At 70.5% G+C, this 18,284-nt stretch carries 16 protein-coding genes; 6 read left to right on the top strand and 10 right to left on the bottom strand.

Annotated elements, in window-relative coordinates:
• Positions 1-104: 104 nt before the first annotated feature.
• Positions 105-1,385, top strand: coding sequence for an MFS transporter (locus IF64_RS0113510; RefSeq protein ID WP_030532447.1), 1,281 nt, complete (start codon positions 105-107; stop codon positions 1,383-1,385).
• 56 nt (positions 1,386-1,441) lie between these two features.
• Here IF64_RS0113510 and proB read toward each other — a convergent pair whose 3' ends face one another.
• From proB to IF64_RS0113485, 5 genes are all read right to left on the bottom strand, one after another.
• A complete protein-coding gene (gene proB / locus IF64_RS0113505) occupies positions 1,442-2,554 on the bottom strand; it encodes a glutamate 5-kinase (RefSeq protein WP_030532446.1) in 1,113 nt (370 codons plus the stop codon).
• A 34-nt stretch (positions 2,555-2,588) separates the two neighbouring features.
• Complete coding sequence (gene obgE, locus IF64_RS0113500; RefSeq protein ID WP_084705845.1) at positions 2,589-4,076, bottom strand: GTPase ObgE; 1,488 nt, start codon at positions 4,074-4,076, stop codon at positions 2,589-2,591.
• A 126-nt stretch (positions 4,077-4,202) separates the two neighbouring features.
• On the bottom strand, positions 4,203-4,460 hold the full coding sequence (gene rpmA / locus IF64_RS0113495; protein ID WP_030532444.1) for a 50S ribosomal protein L27: 258 nt from the start codon (positions 4,458-4,460) through the stop codon (positions 4,203-4,205).
• A gap of 35 nt (positions 4,461-4,495) precedes the next feature.
• A complete protein-coding gene (rplU, locus tag IF64_RS0113490; RefSeq protein WP_030532443.1) occupies positions 4,496-4,810 on the bottom strand; it encodes a 50S ribosomal protein L21 in 315 nt (104 codons plus the stop codon).
• A gap of 170 nt (positions 4,811-4,980) precedes the next feature.
• Positions 4,981-8,679, bottom strand: a complete 3,699-nt coding sequence (locus IF64_RS0113485; RefSeq protein ID WP_036876573.1) for a translation initiation factor IF-2 N-terminal domain-containing protein — start codon at positions 8,677-8,679, stop codon at positions 4,981-4,983.
• 602 nt (positions 8,680-9,281) lie between these two features.
• On the opposite strand from IF64_RS0113485, the gene IF64_RS0113480 reads away from it, so the two are divergent.
• Positions 9,282-10,757: a S8 family peptidase gene (locus tag IF64_RS0113480; protein WP_051757832.1), complete on the top strand. Its 1,476-nt coding sequence runs from the start codon at positions 9,282-9,284 to the stop codon at positions 10,755-10,757.
• 24 nt (positions 10,758-10,781) lie between these two features.
• Here IF64_RS0113480 and IF64_RS0113475 read toward each other — a convergent pair whose 3' ends face one another.
• Positions 10,782-11,168, bottom strand: coding sequence for a MerR family transcriptional regulator (locus IF64_RS0113475; protein ID WP_030532440.1), 387 nt, complete (start codon positions 11,166-11,168; stop codon positions 10,782-10,784).
• A gap of 243 nt (positions 11,169-11,411) precedes the next feature.
• Here IF64_RS0113475 and IF64_RS0113470 point away from each other — a divergent pair, with 243 nt between their 5' ends.
• Positions 11,412-12,842: a SulP family inorganic anion transporter gene (locus IF64_RS0113470; protein WP_211252577.1), complete on the top strand. Its 1,431-nt coding sequence runs from the start codon at positions 11,412-11,414 to the stop codon at positions 12,840-12,842.
• Here IF64_RS0113470 and IF64_RS0113465 read toward each other — a convergent pair whose 3' ends face one another.
• The 4 genes from IF64_RS0113465 to ndk all read right to left on the bottom strand — a co-directional run bounded on the left by IF64_RS0113465 (position 12,843) and on the right by ndk (position 16,073).
• The gene (locus IF64_RS0113465) at positions 12,843-13,682 is read right to left on the bottom strand and encodes an ABC transporter permease (protein WP_030532438.1); all 840 of its coding nucleotides are present in this window, start codon (positions 13,680-13,682) and stop codon (positions 12,843-12,845) included. It lies immediately after the preceding gene.
• A gap of 3 nt (positions 13,683-13,685) precedes the next feature.
• A complete protein-coding gene (locus tag IF64_RS0113460) occupies positions 13,686-14,534 on the bottom strand; it encodes an ABC transporter permease (RefSeq protein ID WP_425468414.1) in 849 nt (282 codons plus the stop codon).
• A complete protein-coding gene (locus IF64_RS0113455) occupies positions 14,534-15,448 on the bottom strand; it encodes an ABC transporter ATP-binding protein (protein ID WP_030532436.1) in 915 nt (304 codons plus the stop codon). Before IF64_RS0113455 ends, IF64_RS0113460 begins: the two co-directional genes overlap by 1 nt.
• A gap of 214 nt (positions 15,449-15,662) precedes the next feature.
• Positions 15,663-16,073, bottom strand: coding sequence for a nucleoside-diphosphate kinase (gene ndk, locus IF64_RS0113450; RefSeq protein WP_030532435.1), 411 nt, complete (start codon positions 16,071-16,073; stop codon positions 15,663-15,665).
• A 222-nt stretch (positions 16,074-16,295) separates the two neighbouring features.
• On the opposite strand from ndk, the gene IF64_RS0113440 reads away from it, so the two are divergent.
• From IF64_RS0113440 to IF64_RS0113430, 3 genes are all read left to right on the top strand, one after another.
• Complete coding sequence (locus tag IF64_RS0113440; RefSeq protein WP_030532434.1) at positions 16,296-16,529, top strand: hypothetical protein; 234 nt, start codon at positions 16,296-16,298, stop codon at positions 16,527-16,529.
• A 76-nt stretch (positions 16,530-16,605) separates the two neighbouring features.
• Positions 16,606-17,814, top strand: a complete 1,209-nt coding sequence (locus tag IF64_RS0113435) for a cytochrome P450 (RefSeq protein ID WP_030532433.1) — start codon at positions 16,606-16,608, stop codon at positions 17,812-17,814.
• A 143-nt stretch (positions 17,815-17,957) separates the two neighbouring features.
• Positions 17,958-18,218 (top strand): hypothetical protein, encoded by a 261-nt coding sequence (locus IF64_RS0113430; RefSeq protein WP_030532432.1) that lies wholly within the window; start codon positions 17,958-17,960, stop codon positions 18,216-18,218.
• Positions 18,219-18,284 lie beyond the last annotated feature (66 nt).

Here is an 18,284-nt window from a genome sequence, read left to right as displayed (position 1 = left end):
CACTGTGAACGGCCTTCCACCCTCGCCGCGCCTGTGGCACAGTTCCCGTGCCCGGCGCCCGCACCGGGCGCCTGTGCGATGCCACGCGGATGTGGAGGATCGACATGGCCGAGGCGGAAACGCACGTGGCGACACCACACCGGCTGCCGGTACGCCGGCTGGTGGCAGCCAGCGCCGGCAACGCGCTGGAGTGGTTCGACTGGACCATCTACGCGACGTTCAGCATCTACTTCGCCAGCGCGTTCTTCCCGGGCGAGCTCGCCACGATCAACACGTTCGCCACCTACGCGCTGGCGTTCTTCTTCCGTCCGCTCGGCGGGATGCTGATCGGACGACTCGCCGATGTGCGCGGTCGCAAACCCGCCATGATCTTCACGATCCTGCTCATGGCGGGCGGCTCGATCCTCATCGGAGTGCTGCCCACGTTCGAGCAGGTCGGCTGGCTCGCCCCGATCCTGCTGCTGGTCGCGCGCGTCGCGCAGGGCATGTCCCTGGGCGGCGAGGTGTCCAACGCCTCGGCCTACCTCGGCGAGATCGCCCCCGCCGCGCGCCGCGGCCGGTACTCGTCGTTCTTCTACATCTCCACGGGCACGGCGGTGCTGCTCGCCTCCCTGCTCGGGTTCACGCTGGCCCGCGTCATGAGCGAGGAGCAGCTCTACGACTGGGGCTGGCGCCTGCCCTTCCTGCTGGGCGGTGTGCTGGGGCTCGTAGCGTTGTGGCTGCGCTCCAACCTCGCGGAGACCGACCAGTTCGAGGACAACAAGTCGACCGCTCGCCGCGTCCGCCGTCCGCTGTTGACGACGCTGCGCGAGTATCCGAAGGCCGTCGGGTACCTCGTCGGCTTCAGCATGCTCTCGACGCTCTGCTACTACACGTTCTTCAGCGCCCTCACACCGTTCGCGGTGAACACGCGGGGCGCCGACGACGTGGACGTGTTCCTCGCGTTGTCGATCGCGACGGCTCTGTTCGTACTCCTGCAATACCCCATGGGCGCGCTGGCCGACCGGTTCGGCCGCAAGCCCCAACTGCTCGCCTGGTCGGCGGCGACGGCGATCCTCATCGTCCCGTTGTCGAGCCTGGTTCGTCCCGGGTTCTGGGGGCTGCTCGTGGTCTTCGGTGTGGGCCTGGCGCTCTACACCGCGATGACGTCGATCGCGCCGGCGATCATGAGCGAACTGTTCCCCACATCGGTGCGGGCACTCGGGATCGGCGCCTGGTACAACCTGACGGTCGCGGTCTTCGGCGGCACGGCGCCGCTGGTGATCACGGCCCTGTCGGACGCGGGCGCGTCCGTCGCGTTCTTCTGGTACGTCGCCGTCGGCGCTGCGATCGCGTTCCTGGTGATCCTGCGCCTGCCGGAGACCCGCGGGACCGAACTGCGCTGACGGCTCGCCCCCACCCCGATTCCCGCCGCGGCGCGGACGTCGATCACCGCGCCCGCTCAGCCTCGGCCGAGCGGCACCAGGTCGTCGGCGTGCACGACCTCACGGCGGTGGTCGTCGGGCAGTTCGTGGGTCGAGCGGCCGATCATGTCCGGCAGTTCCCCGACGTCGTAGGCCACCACTCCCCTGGCCACGACGCGCTGCGCCGGGTCGACGAGATCGACCACGTCACCGGCGTCGAAATCGCCGTCCACACCGACGATCCCGGCGGCCAGCAGCGAGCGTCGCCGTCGTACGACCGCGGCGACCGCTCCGTCGTCCAGGTAGAGCCTGCCCTGGGTGCCGGCCGCGTAGCCGAGCCAGAACCGGCGCGCCGACAGCCGTTTGCCCGCCGGGCGGAACACGGTGCCGACCTCGGCCTCGCCGAGGGCGTCGGCCGCTTCCGCCGCAGCGGCGATGAGTGCCGGGATTCCGCTCGACGCGGCCGTCCGCGCGGCGGCGACCTTCGACATCATCCCGCCGGTGCCCAACCCCGAACTCGACATCCCGACCTTCAGTCCGTCCAGATCGGACTCGCCGGCCACCTCGCCGATCTTGCGCGTGCCGCCCGCGCGGGGATCTCCGTCGTACAACGCATCCACATCGGACAACAGAATCAGCGCATCGGCCTGGACGAGGTGGGCCACCAACGCGGCGAGCCGGTCGTTGTCACCGAAGCGGATCTCCTCGGTGGCCACCGTGTCGTTCTCGTTGACGACGGGTACGGCGTCGAGCGCCAGCAGCCTGGCGAACGTGCGCTCGGCGTTGCGGTAGTGCGCACGGCGGACGACGTCGTTCGAGGTGAGCAATACCTGCCCCACGGTGAGGTCGTACCTGGCGAACGAGGCCGCGTAGGCATGAGCGAGTGCGAGCTGCCCGACACTCGCCGCCGCCTGCTGGGTGGCGAGATCACGGGGGCGCCCGTCGAGCGACAGCGGCGCCAGCCCCGCACCGATGGCACCGGACGAGACGAGCACGACCTGGCAGCCGCGGCCGACACGGCCTGCGACGGCGTCGACGAGCGCGTTCAGCCTGGCCGTGTCGAGCCCGTCTCCCGCCGTGGTCAGCGACGACGAACCGACCTTGACCACGACCCGTTTCGCCTTGGAGATCGCATCGCGTACCTCGCTCACAGCCGCCCCACCGCCGCCGTGCCCACGGTCGTGCTCACCGCTCTTCCGTCTCGTCCGTCTCGTCGTCGGTCATGTCGGCGGCCGAACCGCCGCCGGCCCAGCGCTCGCTGCGCCGCTCACGCCGCGCCTGCTTGCGCTCGGCTGCCGACACCCGGTGGTTCTGTTCGAGGCGTGGGTCGGAGCCGCGGCCCGCCAGGTGCGTCACGGCTCCCGGCGTCGACGGTTCCCAGTCGAACGTGTAGTCGCCGATCGTCACCCGGCAGCCCGGTTCCGCGCCCATGCGCGCGAGTTCCTCTTCCACCCCGAGGCGGTTGAGGCGGTCGCCGAGGTACCCGACGGCCTCGTCGTTGCTGAAGTCGGTCTGCCGCACCCAACGCTCCGGGCGCGGTCCGCGCACGACGTACCCTTCCGGGTCGGCGGGATCGGGTTCGATGGAGAAACCGCTGTCGTCGACCGCAGGCGGCGCGAGGACGATCTTGGTGGGTTCGGCGGCGGGCCGCTGGGCTCGGGTCTGCTCCACAATGTCGCCGAGGGCGTAGGTCAGTTCGCGCAGGCCCTGCCGCGACACGGTCGAGATCTCGAACACGCGCATGCCCCGCGCCTCCAGGTCGGGACGCACGAATTCGGCGAGCTCGGCGGCGTCGGGCACGTCGACCTTGTTGAGCACGACGACCCGCGGACGGTCCTCCATGGAGTCACCGAGGGCCGGGGTGTAGCGGGCGAGTTCGTCCTCGAGCGCGTCCAGGTCGGACAGCGGGTCGCGGCCTGCCTCGTAGGTGGCGCAGTCGATGACGTGCACGAGCACCGCGCACCGTTCGATGTGCCGCAGGAAGTCGAGGCCCAGCCCCTTGCCCGCGCTCGCACCCGGGATGAGGCCGGGGACGTCGGCCATGGTGAACACGGTCTCGCCCGCGGTGACCACACCGAGGTTCGGCACGAGGGTGGTGAACGGGTAGTCGGCGATCTTGGGTTTGGCGGCCGACAGCACGGAGATCAGCGAGGACTTGCCCGCCGAGGGGAAGCCGAGGAGGCCGACGTCGGCCATCGAACGCAGTTCGAGGACGAGGTCCCGCTCCTCGCCTTCCTCCCCGAGCAGTGCGAAGCCGGGGGCCTTGCGTGCGCGGGAGGCGAGAGCGGCGTTGCCCAGACCGCCGCGTCCGCCTTTCGCGGCGACGAACGTCGTGCCCGCACCGACGAGGTCGGCCAGCACCTCGCCGTCCTCGGTGAGCACGACGGTGCCTTCGGGGACGCGCAGTTCGAGGGATTCGCCCGCGGCGCCGTTGCGGTTGCCGCCCTGGCCCTGTTTGCCGTTACCCGCACGGGCGTGCGGGCGGAAGTGAAAGTCGAGAAGGGTGTGCACGCCGGGGTCGACGACGAGGAGGACGTCGCCGCCCTGACCGCCGTTGCCGCCGTCGGGTCCGCCGAGCGGCTTGAACTTCTCCCGGTGCACGGAGGCACAGCCATTGCCGCCGGAACCCGCGGCGAGATGGATCACCGCCCGGTCGACGAATCGGGTTGTCATGGTGTGCCTTCCTGTACCGATGATGCCTACGGCGCACGACGCCGTACTACGACAAACGAGGGGCGGGACCGGATATGTTCCGGCCCCGCCCCTCGTCGGAGTTACTGGTGGTGCTGGTCGGGCCGCTCAGCCCTCGACCGGAACCACGTTGACCATCTTGCGGCCACGCTTCACGCCGAACTCGACCGCGCCCGGGGCCAGAGCGAACAGCGTGTCGTCACCGCCACGGCCGACGTTGTCGCCCGGGTGGAACTTGGTGCCGCGCTGCCGGATCAGGATCTCGCCGGACTTCACGACCTGACCGCCGAACCGCTTCACACCGAGGTACTTCGGGTTGGAGTCACGGCCGTTGCGGGAGCTGGAAGCACCCTTCTTGTGTGCCATCTGAGCTCACTCTCCTCTGGGAAAAGGCAACAGCCTTACTTGCTGATTCCGGTGACCTCAATGCGGGTCAGCTTCTGACGGTGACCCTGCCGCTTGTGGTAGCCGGTCTTGTTCTTGAACTTGTGGATCCGGATCTTCGGACCCTTGGTCTGCTCGACGACCTTGCCGGTGACCGAGACCTTCGCCAGCGCGTCGGCGTCCGACGTGACCTCGCCGCCGTCGACGTGAAGCACGACGGGGAAGGTGTGCTCGGTGCCCGGCTCGCCCTCGAGCTTCTCGACCTCGACGACGTCACCAACGGCGACCTTGTACTGCTTGCCGCCGGTCTGGACGACTGCATACGCCGACACGGAAGTCTCCTGCATTGCTCGACTGTGGGTGGGGGCTCACGCGAGCGCATCGCACGGGGCTGTCACACCGCCCTGGGCGATCCGCGGTTCGCGCGGAGCGGCCCGCTCCAACAGCAGGCCGCGCTCCAGCTTACGGGATCCCGGTGCCCAGGAGAGCACCGGGGTCACGATCAGCTGCTCTGTTCATCGACCGGCGGACCTGCGGGGCGGCCTGCCGCCCTGCGGGAACGCCGGGTCCTGCTTCGCACCGCCGACACGGTCGCGGCCTGCGCCGCACCCGCCTCCGCGGTGTCCGGGCCGCCCGAGTCGGGCGTCCCGTTGGTCTGAGGGGTTTTGCTCTCGGTGGTCATGCTACTGGTCATCACCGTCTGGACTTCGACCCCGCCGACCGGTTCGGCGGGTCCGGTGGGCCTGCCGGCGGCACGACGCGCCGTGCGACGACCCCTGCGCGGAGCCGGTTCCGGCGCTTCCTGCCGCTCCGCGGACGCGGGAGCGCTCTCGGGCGCCTGCGGCGCTGCCTGTTCGCCCTGCTGCGACGGCTCCTCCCGCCGGGATTCCGCCTCCTGGGCGAGCTCCGGCGACGCCGCCTCGGCGGACTCGGAGATCTCGGAGGACTCGGCCGTGGTGACCGTGGTGGCCTGCGAGGTGTTCACCGGCTCCGCGGCGGCCTCCGGGGCCGCGTGGGTCTCGGTAGCCGCAGTCTCGGTGGCCCCAGTCTCGATAGCTTGAGTCTCCGTGGCTTGAGTCTCCGTGGCTTGAGTCTCGGTGGCCGGAGTCTGCGGGGTCGCTGCCTCCGGGGATTCGGCCTCGGAGCCGGTGGCCGGGGCCTGAGCCCGCTGGCCACCTCGACGACCGCGCCGCTTCCGGCCTCGTCCGCCCTCGTCCTGCTGCTCGGTGGCCTGCTGCTCGGGCGTGGTGTCCTCGCCCTGCGAGGCGGCGGACTCCGTCGCGGTGTCCGCCTTCGACGAGTCCGAGCCCTCCGGGACGTCGGCGCCCCGGCCGCCCTTGGCGGTGTCGTCGGCCGGTTCGTCGTGCTTGGAGACCTTCGAGGCGTTCGCCATCGCCTGGACCGCCGAGACGACCGACTCGCGCTGCTCCGGCGTCGGCCCCTGCTCGGCCTGCTTGCCCTGGTCGGACTGGTCGCCGCCCTTGCCGCGGCCGCCGCGCTTGCGGCCGCCACCGCCGCCATTGCCGCCACCGCCGCCGTTGCCACCATTGCCGCCGCCGTTGCCGCCGTGCTGGTGGCCACCGTTCTTGTGCGGTTCGGTGGAGACGAGGACGCCGCGGCCCTTGCAGTGCTCGCACGTCGACGAGTACGCCTCGAGCAGGCCGGTGCCGACCCGCTTGCGTGTCATCTGCACCAGGCCGAGCGAGGTGACCTCGGCGACCTGGTGCCGCGTCCGGTCCCTGCCGAGGCATTCGGTGAGCCTGCGCAGCACCAGTTCGCGGTTCGACTCCAGCACCATGTCGATGAAGTCGATGACGATGATGCCGCCGATGTCGCGCAGCCGGAGCTGGCGGACGATCTCCTCGGCCGACTCCAGGTTGTTGCGGGTGACCGTCTCCTCGAGGTTGCCGCCGGAGCCGGTGAACTTGCCGGTGTTGACGTCGATGACGGTCATCGCCTCGGTGCGGTCGATCACCAGGTAGCCGCCCGAGGGCAGCCACACCTTCCGGTCGAGGGCCTTGGTGATCTGCTCGTCGATGCGGTGTTCGGTGAAGACGTCGCCGTTGCCGACGTAGCGCTTGACCCGGTCCATGAGGTCGGGCGCGACGTGCTGCACGTACGCGCTGATCGTCTCCCACGCCGTGTCGCCCTGGACCTCGAGCTTGACGAAGTCCTCGGTGAACAGGTCGCGCACGACCTTCACCAGCAGGTCCGGCTCCTCGTACAGGAGGGTGGGGGCTCCGGACTTCTTGCCGGACCCCGACGAGGCGGCCTCCGACTTCTCCTTGATGACCTCCCACTGCGCCTGCAGCCTGCGGACGTCCCGGTCGAGCTCTTCCTCGCTGATGCCCTCGGAGGCGGTGCGGATGATCACGCCCGCGTCCTCCGGGACGATCCGTTTGAGGATGTCCTTGAGCCTGCGCCGTTCGTTCTCGGGCAGCTTGCGGGAGATACCGGTCGCGCCGCCGGAGGGCACGTACACGAGGAACCGGCCCGGCAGGGAGATCTGGGTGGTCAGCCGCGCGCCCTTGTGCCCGATCGGGTCCTTCGTGACCTGCACGAGGACCTGGTCGCCGCTGGTCAGCGCCTGCTCGATCTTCCTGGCCTTGCCTTCGAGGCCGGCCGCGTCCCAGTCGACCTCGCCCGCGTAGAGCACCGCGTTGCGTCCGCGGCCGATGTCGATGAACGCCGCCTCCATGGACGGCAGCACGTTCTGGACCCGGCCGAGGTAGACGTTGCCGACGATGGACCCGCTGCCCTGCGAGGTGACGAAGTGCTCGCAGAGCACGCCGTCCTCGAGCACCCCGATCTGCGTGGAGCCACCGCGTTCGCGCACCACCATCGTGCGCTCGACGGACTCACGCCGGGCGAGGAACTCGGACTCGGACAGGATCGGGGCGCGCCTGCGCCCTGCCTCGCGGCCATCCCTGCGCCGCTGACGCTTGGCCTCGAGCCGCGTCGAGCCACGGACGCTGCGGACGCCGTCGCCCTTGTCGCCCTTGTCGTTCTGCTTGCCGTCGCGGACGTGGACCACCGTGTTGGGCGGGTCGTCCTGCGACTGGCCGTCGGCGTCGTCGCCGCTGCCGCCCTTGCGCCTACGGCGGCGGCGACGGCGCTTGCTGCCGGACTCGGACTGCTCACCCTGGTCCTGGTCGCCGTCGGCATCGGTGCCGGCCTCGCCGGAATCGGCCTCGGAATCGCCCGAACCCGGGGTGTCCTTGCCGTCCTTGTCGGAGGTGGCGGCGTCTTTACCGTCCTTACCGGCACCGTCCTTACCGGCACCGCCCTTGCCGTCCTTGTCCGCGCTCTCGGCCTGGCTCTTCTTGCCCGAGCCCTTGCCGCCCGCGGTCTTGTCGTCGGCGGACTCGCCGGTGTCGCCGCGGTCGGTGCCCTCGGCGTTGTCGGTGGTGCCGTCGGCGTTGGTGTCGGCGTTGTCGTCACCGCCCTTGCCACGGCCACGTCCACGCCTGCCCCTGCGGCGACGGCGACGACCGCCCTCGCCGTCTCCGGACTGGTCGGCGGAGCCGTCGGACGTACCGTCCTGGTCACCGCTCTCGTCGGAGGCATCCGATTCGTTCGCGTCGGATTCCGCCACGCCCGATTCGGGTGCGGGGGTCTCGACCGGATCCGGGGGCAGGAACACCGGCGACGGCGCCGCGAACACCGGCGTGTGGGCGGCCGGCCCCGCGGCGGGCAGGGACGGCTGGTCGGGCTGTGCGGGCGCGGACAGCACGGCCGCGGGCGCACCCGCACGGCCGGAGTCCGAGGCCCCCGACTCGGTGGCCTCCACGGACCGGGCTGACTCGGCTGACTCGGCCGACTCCGCGGACCCGGCTCCCGCGTCCGCCGCTGCGGTGGTCGTCTCCGCGCTCGCCTCGGCCTGCTCGGCCGGGGCCTGCTCGGCGGGAGCCTGCTCAGCCGCGGCACCGCTCTCGGCGGCGCCGTCCTGCGGGTCGGCGGGCGGCACGGCCCCCGCCGTCTCCGCGACCTTGACCGCCACGTCCCTGGTCACACTGGACTGGGGGCTCCGCGCGGTCTCGCCGAGCTCGGACAGCATGCCGAGCACCTCTCGGCTGCTGGATCCGAGGAGCTTGGCCAGTGCGTGAACCCGCACCCGGTTGGGCAGCTCCTGCAGTGCGCGTGCGATGGGTGTGGCGGCAGTCCCGCCGGTGTTCTCGGCGGGTGTCTCCGCGTTCGACATATGTCTCCTCCGCCCCCGGGCGCGCCTGCGTCCGTCCGGGCGAGATCGGTCACCTCGCTGCCGGTACCGGCACACAGGACGCGGCCGCACAGGGGCCGTTCCTGTTGACCGCCGTGGTGGGCTCACCACGGGCGGGAATCCTTTGTCACTCGTGCCACGTGGGCGCCGGATCTTCCGACCTGCCCGGCGTGGCGGGGTCCCGCGGCGACGCGGCCGCCGGTGCTCGCGACATCTCGGTGCCTCCCGAGCCGTCGACGTCGACACAGTCTTCCGGGATCCGCGTCGTCCCAGCCGCCAGGCACATGGCGCGTGCCCGCGGCGACGACGAGGATCCGGAATCGGCACGTCACCGGGCCGTCGCCCGTCCGCTCGCCGGTGGTAACCCGGCGACGACGGCTCGACGGCCGAAACCAGTATCCCACACAACGCGAGACGCACCGCGGAGCGCGGCCTTCCCCGCGGCGTCCTCCCCGGTCACCCGGGTGGTGAGCGATGGTTGTCCCTGGCATCCCGTGCTGGCTACGGTGCGTCATGGGGCAGTCGCGGGCGATACGTGGCAGCACCTGCGGAGCGGTCATCGCGACGACATCCACGGAGGTCCAGTGCTCGGGCGCGCGAACGTACTGCTCGCCTGCGCGATGCTCGTGCTCACCGGCCATCTCGCCGCGACGGCACCAGCCCGAGCGCAGGGCGGTGAGACCTGTCACACCGATTCCCGGGCGTGGCGCCATGTCGTGCTGTTCGACGAGGGCACTTCCCCATCCGACGCCGACCGGGTCGTCCGCTCGGCCTGCGGTGCACTCACCGAGTACTACGACGACATCGCGGTGGCGATCGCGACGTCGGCCGACCCGGATTTCGACCGAGTCGTGGGCACCGACCGCGCGTTCAGCGCACAGCGCGCCCGCTACGAACGTGCCCACGGCTCCACGGCCGAAGCCCCCTCGGCCACGGCCGAGGGGGCCACCGACGACCGCACCGGCGACTTCAGTGGCGAGCAGTGGGACATGCAGCTCACCGGCGCCCGCCTGACGCCCGTGGAACCGGCCGGACTGGACGACGTGACGGTCGGCGTCCTCGACTCCGGCATCGACGCGGGCCATCCCGACCTGGCCGACGCGATCGACCCCGACGCGTCCGCAGGCTGTCTGACCGGCGTCCCCGACCGGCGTCCGTCGGCCTGGTCGCCGGGACCGGCCGAGTCGAGCACGGCCGCGACGCACGGCACGCACGTGGCCGGGATCGTGGGCGCGGCCGACGACGGACGCGGCGTCACCGGTGCCGCCCCGGGCACGCGTCTGGCCTCGGTGCGGGTCGTCGACGACGACGGCTACGTCACGCCGGAGGCCGCGGTCTGCGGCTACCTCTGGGCGGCACACAACGGCATCGACGTGACCAACGCCAGCTTCACCGTGGCGCCCTCCGGCGTCGCCTGCGCCGCGAGCGAGGGCAGGAAGGTCGTCCACGAAGCGGTCGCGCGAGCCGTCGAGTTCGCCGACCGTTCGGGCACCCTCAACGTCGCGGCCGCCACCAACGACGGACTCGACCTGTCACCGCTCCCCCACAGCGACCTGCACCACGCCGGCGACGGCAATGACGATGGCGGGTGGGACGAGGGCCGGTCCGACCTCGCCCGCGCGTGCGTGGCGGTGCCCGCCGCGCTGCAGGAGACGCTCACCGTGTCGGCCGTCGACCGGCACGGCACGAAGGCCGACTACAGCTCGTACGGACGCGGCGTCATCGACCTCGCGGCGCCGGGAGGTTCGGACGGCGACTGTGTGCTGTCCACGGTGCCCGGCGGATACGACCGGTTGTGCGGCACGTCGATGGCGGCCCCGCACGTGGCGAGTGCCGCCGCCGTCCTGGCGGCCGACCGGTCCGAGGACCGCTCCCCCGCCGCCTTGCGGCGCATGCTGCTGCGCCAGGCGCAGCCGATCGACTGTCCCGCCGACGCCCGTGAGACCGGCACCTGCACCGGGCCGGCCGAGGACAACGCCTTCCACGGCCGCGGCCTGGTGGGCGCCCACGCTGCACACGCCGTGCACCGCCTGCTCGTGCGCCTCGGCGGACAGCACTGAGCGCGACCCGGCGGCGCCCGGCGATCACGCGGTCAGCGCGCGCAGCTTCGCGATGAACTCGTCGGCCATGTCGAGCTTGCCCGCCAGTTCGGCTCGCCGCTGCTGTGCCGAGGCCAGCAGTTCGGCCAGCCGTGACCGCGCTGCCGCATCGGCCGCCCCGCCTGCGATGCGGTCGGCCACCTCGAGCAGTTCGCCCATCTCCGCGAGCGTGAAACCGAGCGGCTTCATACGGCGCACCAGGAGGATGCGTTCGACGTCGTCCTCGGTGTACAGCCGGAAACCGCCGTCCGAACGCCCGGACGGCTGCACGAGGCCGACCTCGTCCCAATGCCGCAACGTGCGCAACGACAGGCCCGTCCGTTCGGCCACCGCGCCGATGTGCATCGTGGACACCTCGGTGTGCTCACTCATCACGGCGCATTATCCCCACCCTCCGGGGTCGCCTCCCCGCAGCACCGGCCCGCGCGCACCTGTGCCCCGCGGCACGTTCGCCGCGACCCGCGACAACGCAACCCTCACGTAACGGTAGGTTTGCCGCTCGTGTCCGACGAGCTGCAGATTCCCGATCCCGCACCCGAACCCCGACCCGTGACCGGTGCGCCCGACGCCGACCGCTCCCACTCGTGGACGGCCGCGCTGCGTGATCCGCGCAGGATGAAAACCGAGGTGCTCGGCGGGCTCGTCGTGGCACTGGCCCTGATTCCCGAGGCGATCGCCTTCTCGATCATCGCCGGCGTGGACCCGCGCATCGGCCTGTTCGCCAGCTTCACCATGGCCGTCACGATCGCGTTCCTCGGCGGCAGGCCGGCGATGATCTCGGCGGCGACGGGAGCGGTCGCCCTCGTCGTGGCACCAGTCGTGCGGGAGTACGGCGTCGACTATCTGCTCGCGACCGTCATCCTGGGTGGCCTCATTCAGATCGTCCTCGGACTGCTCGGCGTCGCCAAACTCATGCGGTTCATCCCGCGTTCGGTGATGGTCGGATTCGTCAACGCCCTCGCCATCCTGATCTTCCTGTCGCAGGTGCCGCATCTCATCGACGTCCCGTGGCTGGTCTACCCGCTCGTGGCCGTCGGCATCGCGGTCATCGTGGGGTGGCCGAAACTGACCAAGGCCGTTCCCGCCCCGCTCGTCGCGATCGTGCTGCTGACCGGCGCGGTCGTGCTGACCGGCATCAGCGTGCCGACGGTCGGCGACGAGGGCGAACTGCCCAGCTCGTTGCCGTCCCTGCTGATCCCCGACGTGCCGTGGACGCTGGAGACCCTGCAGATCGTCGCCCCGTACGCCGTGGCCATGGCGTTGGTAGGCCTGCTCGAGTCGCTGATGACGGCCAAGCTCGTCGACGACATCACCGACACCCACTCCGACAAGTCCCGCGAGGCCTGGGGCCAGGGAGCGGCCAACATCGTCACGGGATTCTTCGGCGGCATGGGCGGCTGCGCCATGATCGGCCAGACGATGATCAACGTGAAGGAGTCGGGCTCCCGTACCCGGATCTCGACCTTCCTGGCGGGTGTGTTCCTGCTGATTCTCGTGGTCAGCCTCGGCGACGTCGTCGCGATCATGCCCATGGCCGCGTTGGTCGCCGTCATGATCATGGTCTCGGTCGGCACGTTCGACTGGCACTCGGTCCGGCTCTCGACGCTGCGGCGCATGCCGAAGTCGGAGACCTCGGTCATGCTCGTGACGGTGGTGCTGACGGTGGCGACCGACAACCTCGCCATCGGCGTCGTCGCCGGGGTGCTGACCGCGTTCGTGCTGTTCGCCCGCCGCGTGGCACACCTGACGACGGTCGAACGGCTCGATGCCTCCGACGACGACGGGCAGCGCGTGTACCGGGTGACCGGCGAACTGTTCTTCGCCTCGTCCAACGACCTGGTCACGCAGTTCGACTACAGCGACGGTGCACGCGAGGTGGTGATCGACCTGTCCCGTGCCCACGTCTGGGACGCCTCGTCGGTCGCGGCACTGGACGCGATCGAGACCAAATACGCGGCACACGGCGCGACGGTACGCATCGTCGGGCTGAACGAGGACTCCTCGGCCCGGCACGGCCGGCTCTCGGGCGAACTGGGCGCCGAATGATCAGCGCAGGAGCAGCCCGGCGAGCCGTTTCGCCGTGAGGTAGGCCCCGGCGGCCGCGAGCACCAGCAGGTAGACGACGTGGCCGATCATGCTGACGTCCAGGACGCCGACCGACAGCCCACGCGTGAGTTCGATGCCGTGGTACAGCGGCAGGCACTGCACGACGTACTGCAGCGGCTCCGGGTACACGGTCAACGGATAGAAGGTGGTGGACAGCAGGAACATCGGCATCACGGCGAGCTGCACGAAGTCGAACTGGGCAGGCGATTTCAGGAACGTCGCGCACACCATCCCCACGGCGGCGAACGCGAACGACACCAGCAGTGCCACCGGCACGAGCAACAGCGCCCACGGTGAGGTGGCCAGCCCGAAGCCGGCCATCACGCCGAGGAAGGCCAGCGCGTACAGCCCGCCGCGCACCACGGCCCAGCCGATCTCGCCGAGCGCGATGTCGAGCGGCCCGAGCGGCGTGGCCAGCATCGCGTCGTAGGTCTTGTTGTAGCGGAACTTAAAGAACACGTTGAACGTCGAGTCGAACACGGCGCCGTTCATCGCCGACGCGGCGAGCAGCGCCGGGGCGACGAACGCGACGTAGCTCATCGGCTCTCCGCCCGGCCCGGTCACCTCGTCGACGAGCGCGCCGAACCCGACCTGGAACGCGAGCAGGTACAGCAGCGGTTCGACGATCCCGGACAGAAACACCAGCCACGCGCGCGAATACACCAGCGTCGAACGTTCGAGCAGCGCTCGCGCGCGTCCGGTGTAGACGGACGGCGGCAGGATGCGCAGCAACACGCCGCGGCGCGGCGGGCGGGTCTGCTCCGACGGTGCGATCGTCATGGCTCACACCACCAGTCGCCGGTAGAAGTACCGCCGCGCGGCGAGTGCGCTCACGCCGAGCAACGTCCCGAGGAAGGCGAGGTGTCCCGCCGCGGGCAGCAGGCCGAGTCCGCCGAAGGTGGCGCCCCTGGCCAGTTCGGTGCCGTGCCACACCGGGGAGATCCACGCCAGCCAGCGCACCGCGGCAGGCAGCTGCTCGATCGGGAAGAACGTGCCCGAGAACAGGATCATCGGCATGACGAGGAACCGGAAGATCGCCGTGAATCGGCCGCCCTCGTTGTAGGTCGTCGCGGCCACGGCCATGATCGGTACGCCGCATGCCACGGCGGCCAGCAGCCCCACCGGGACGACGAGCAGCGCGCCGAGGTCGAGCCACGCGCCGAACAACGCGGCGACGAGCAGGTACACCACGCACGCGATGCCCACGCGCAGGGTCAACCAGATGATCTGCCCGCCGAGCAGCTGACCCGCGGTCACGGGCGTCGCGGTCACCGCGTGGTAGTCCTGCTGCCATTTGAACCCGGACAGCACCGGATAACTGGACTCGCCGATCGCGTTCTGCACGGCTCCGGCCACCAACAGCGCGGGCGCCACGTAGTGGACGTACGCGTGCCCACCGGTCGCCGGGCCCGCCTCGACCTGCGACCCGAATCCGAGGCCCATCGCGGCGAGGAACAGCACCGGCTGCAGACCGGACGAGTACAGGCTCGACCGCCAGTAGCGCCGATACCAGGTCCAGTGCGCCTCGACCCGCAACCAGGCCGCCCGCCACGAGCTCAGCACCCGGCCGGTCGCCCTCGACTCCGGGGCCACGTCCGGGTTCATGTGCGCGGTGTGTGCTGCGCCGGCCATCAGTCCACCAGCGTCCGGCCGGTCAGGCGGAGGAACACGTCCTCGAGGGTGCTGCGCCGCACGAGGCTCGACACCGGCCGCACGCCCTGACCGTGCACGCCCGCGAGTGCGTGCTCGCCGTCGGCGGTGTAGAGCAGCACGCGGTCGGGCAGCTGTTCGACCCGCTCGCCGAAGGCGGCCACGGCCTCGCCCATGCCGTTCTGCTCGCCCGGCGGAAAGCGCAGCTCGAGCACTTCACGCGTCGAGTACCGCGCGATGAGGTCGGCGGGCGAACCCTCGGCGACGATGTGCCCGCCGTCCATGACGACGAGCCGGTCGCACAGCTGCTCCACCTCGTCCATGTAGTGACTGGTGATGATCAGCGTGACGCCGCCCGCTTTCAGGCGGAACAGCCGGTCCCACAGCATGTGCCGGGCCTGCGGGTCGAGCCCGGTGGTGGGTTCGTCGAGCAACAGCAGGTCGGGATCGTTCACCAGCGACCTGGCGATCGTGAGCCGCCGTTTCATCCCGCCGGAGAGCGCGTCGACCTCGGCGTCGGCCCGGTCGGTGAGCTGGGCGAACTCCATCAGCTCGGCCGCCTTGCGCCGCACGTGCGCGCGGGAAAGGCCGAAGTACCGGCCGTAGATCTGCAGGTTCTGCCGGACGGTCAGTTCGGTGTCGAGGTTGTCCTGTTGCGGCACCGAACCCAGGCGGGCGCGGATCCGCGGACCGTCGACGTCCGGGTCCATGCCCAGCACGCGCAGGTCGCCGTCGGATCGCGGCGAGGTCGACGCGATCATCCGCATCGTCGACGACTTGCCCGCCCCGTTGGGGCCCAGGAAACCGAACGCCTCGCCCCGTTCGACGTGCACGTCGATCCCGCGTACCGCCTCGAACTCGCCGAAGCGCTTGACTAGTGCCTTGGCCTCCACCATCGGGGCCGCCGTCTCGCCGCTCACCCGCCGAACGTTCACCCGCAGAACATTGCCACAACCCACCGACAGGAAACGACGACTTTCGACGCAGCGCGCGCCCTCAGCGCAGCGCCACCGGCACCGTTTCCGACGCTGACGCGAGCGCACCGGCCCACTCACGACGCACGGTGGCCGCCCTTCGCGAACGAAAGGGCGGCCACCGGCGGAGAAATGTTCAGCTGTTGCCGAACCAGAGCTTCAGCTCGCGCTCGGCCGATTCCGGGGAGTCGGAACCGTGCACCAAGTTGAACTGCACCTCGAGGGCGAAATCGCCGCGGATCGTGCCCGGCGTCGCCTTCTCCACGGGGTCGGTTCCGCCTGCCAGCTGACGGAAGGCCGCGATCGCGCGCGGGCCCTCGACGGTCATCGCCACGAGCGGACCCGAGGTGATGAAGTCGACGAGCTCACCGAAGAACGGCTTGTCCTTGTGCTCTGCGTAGTGCTCCTCGGCCACGGAACGCTCGACGGTGCGCAGGTCCATCGCGGCGAGCGACAGACCCTTGCGCTCGATGCGCGAGATGACCTCACCGACCAGGCCCCGCTTGACGCCATCGGGCTTGACCAGAACCAGCGTGCGCTCAGTCACTTCGGTGCTACTCCTTCATGAAAACGATGGTGGAAAAAGCGTAGCGGTCCCCGCGGTGATCTCCCCGGGCGGGCACGGAAAAGTGCAGGCGCTCGGGAATCGCGGCGCGGTGGCGGCAGAACCGGCGATCCGCATATTGCTGGATGAATCCCGGCCGGTACACGTCCTAACGTCCGCGGCGTGCCCGTACCGCACGGTGACGTCAGGACGAAAGGAAACACGATGACTGCCCCTTCATCTCTCGAGAAGGCAGCCGAGACGCAGACCGCCGGCATGGCGACTTTCAGTACCGCCCACGTCGAGCAGGCGTTGTTCATCACGGCCATCTACACCGGAGTGGACATCGACGGTTCCAGCCTGGGCGAGGTCGCTCCGATGACCTCGACCATCGAGATCCACGAACACGCGAACGTGACCGATCTCGTCGACGCACGCACGAGTGCGCTGGGCAGCTGATCAGGATGCAGGCCGGTGACGCGGTCTCCGTGGCGCCGCCGCCAGCAGGCGCACGCACTGCGAAAGGAGTGTCCCGGTGACCGCGTCACTGCCCGTGGACGCCGATTTCTTCCGCGATCCCTTTCCCGTGTTCGACCGGCTGCGGAACCGGGGACCGATCCATCGGCTGCGCCGAAGCGACGGTGTCGACCGCTGGATCGTCGTGGGAACGCGGGAGATCCAGGACGGACTCGGCGATCCACGACTGTCGAAGGATCCCGATCTCATCGCCGAGGCGTTGTGTCGCCAACGCCTCGCCCACGGCGCCGACCCCGTCGCCGCCCGCGCCGACGTCGCCCAGCGCGCCCGGTTCACGCGGTCGTTCACCAGCCATGTGCGCGCCGTCGTCGCCGACACGCTCCGGCCTGCGCTGGCCGAGCGGAGAACCGAGTTGCTGACCGCCTGTGCCGACGGCGTCCTGGACGGCCTGGACGATCTGGACAGTGCCGCAGGCCCGGTCGACCTCGTGCGCTCGTACGCACTGCCATACGCGATCCGGATGACCGGGATCCTGCTGTGCGGCACCGAAACGGCGAAGTTCGTCGAACCGGCCGCGGAGTGGCTCAGCCCCACGACGACAGGCACCCGCGGCATGGCCGCGGAGCAGCTGATGGCGCACCTGGGCGACATGGCAGCCCGGAACGAAGGGCGGCAGGACGACGTCATCTCGGCGCTCGCAGGCCGGATCTGCACCGACGGACACGGACACGGCGATCTGGCACTCGCGTGCATGGTGTTCACCACGATCAGCGTCGAGAACACCTACAGTGCGCTCGCCACGGCGGTCCACACGCTACTGACGCACCCGGATCACCTCGACCTGCTCGCCGCATATCCGAAACGCATCCCGCACGTCGTCGACGAGCTTCTGCGCATAGGCGGCCCGCACAACGTCAGCGGACAGCGATGCGCCACCGAGGACCTCGTGCTGGGCGGTCAGCTCGTCGAGGAGGGCGACCTGGTGGTCTTCGCCCTCGGCGCGGCCAACCACGATCCGGCCGTCCATTCCCAACCACGCCGGTTCGACCCGAACCGGCCGGCAGGTCGGCACCTCGCGTTCGGCACCGGCCGGCATCATTGCCCGGCCGCGCACCAGGCCCGGAGCGCTGTCGCGATCGCGCTCACCGCGCTTTTGCGTCGGTTCCCCGAGCTGCGACTCGCCGTCGCGCCCGAGAAGGTGCCCTGGCAAGCCTCGGAGACCCTGCGCGCGGTCGGGAGCCTTCCGGTACGTCTCCGGTGCAGGTGAGCGACCACTCGACCGGGCAAGGACGCACGCGAACGACACGAAATCAGTGAATCGACCGATGCCGGCGTGGCGATGGCCTGCCACGGTCATCGAGGGTCTCGCCTGCCGGGAGATCCTCGACCACCGGACGGAATGGAGCACGTATGAGCACTGTCGCACGCGCCGCCGCCACCATCCCCACGACCGCACCGGGTCCGCTCGCCGGGGCCGCCGCCCCGAACGCGGCCGCCACCACCGATGTCATCGGCGATGTCGTCGTCACCGGCATCGGCCTCATCGGAACCGGCGACGTCATGACCGTGGGCGGAGCTGCGCGCTCGGCCTTCGTGCCGACGATCGAGGTCCGCGAGCACGCGTCGGTGACCGAACTCGTCGGCGCCCGCGCACGCGCACTCGCCGGCTGAGCCCGGTCATCCCGAGGTTCCGCGATCGCCGGTGTCCGCGCGGCCCAGCCGCGCGGACACCGGCGC

Source organism: Prauserella rugosa (assembly GCF_000719975.1).
GTDB classification, from domain to species: domain Bacteria; phylum Actinomycetota; class Actinomycetes; order Mycobacteriales; family Pseudonocardiaceae; genus Prauserella; species Prauserella rugosa.
Note: the sequence above shows the minus strand (reverse complement) of the source record. Positions and strands in the feature narration are given on the sequence as shown.

Bases quoted from the DNA above. Each gene is read 5' to 3' on its own strand.
- IF64_RS0113510 (WP_030532447.1), top strand. From the start codon at position 105: ATGGCCGAGGCGGAAACGCACGTGGCGACACCACACCGGCTGCCGGTA.
- obgE (WP_084705845.1), bottom strand. From the start codon at position 4,076: ATGACAACCCGATTCGTCGACCGGGCGGTGATCCATCTCGCCGCGGGT.
- rpmA (WP_030532444.1), bottom strand. From the start codon at position 4,460: ATGGCACACAAGAAGGGTGCTTCCAGCTCCCGCAACGGCCGTGACTCC.
- IF64_RS0113485 (WP_036876573.1), bottom strand. From the start codon at position 8,679: ATGTCGAACGCGGAGACACCCGCCGAGAACACCGGCGGGACTGCCGCC.
- IF64_RS0113475 (WP_030532440.1), bottom strand. From the start codon at position 11,168: ATGAGTGAGCACACCGAGGTGTCCACGATGCACATCGGCGCGGTGGCC.
- IF64_RS0113470 (WP_211252577.1), top strand. From the start codon at position 11,412: ATGAAAACCGAGGTGCTCGGCGGGCTCGTCGTGGCACTGGCCCTGATT.
- IF64_RS0113465 (WP_030532438.1), bottom strand. From the start codon at position 13,682: ATGACGATCGCACCGTCGGAGCAGACCCGCCCGCCGCGCCGCGGCGTG.
- IF64_RS0113460 (WP_425468414.1), bottom strand. From the start codon at position 14,534: ATGGCCGGCGCAGCACACACCGCGCACATGAACCCGGACGTGGCCCCG.
- IF64_RS0113455 (WP_030532436.1), bottom strand. From the start codon at position 15,448: ATGGTGGAGGCCAAGGCACTAGTCAAGCGCTTCGGCGAGTTCGAGGCG.
- IF64_RS0113440 (WP_030532434.1), top strand. From the start codon at position 16,296: ATGACTGCCCCTTCATCTCTCGAGAAGGCAGCCGAGACGCAGACCGCC.
- IF64_RS0113430 (WP_030532432.1), top strand. From the start codon at position 17,958: ATGAGCACTGTCGCACGCGCCGCCGCCACCATCCCCACGACCGCACCG.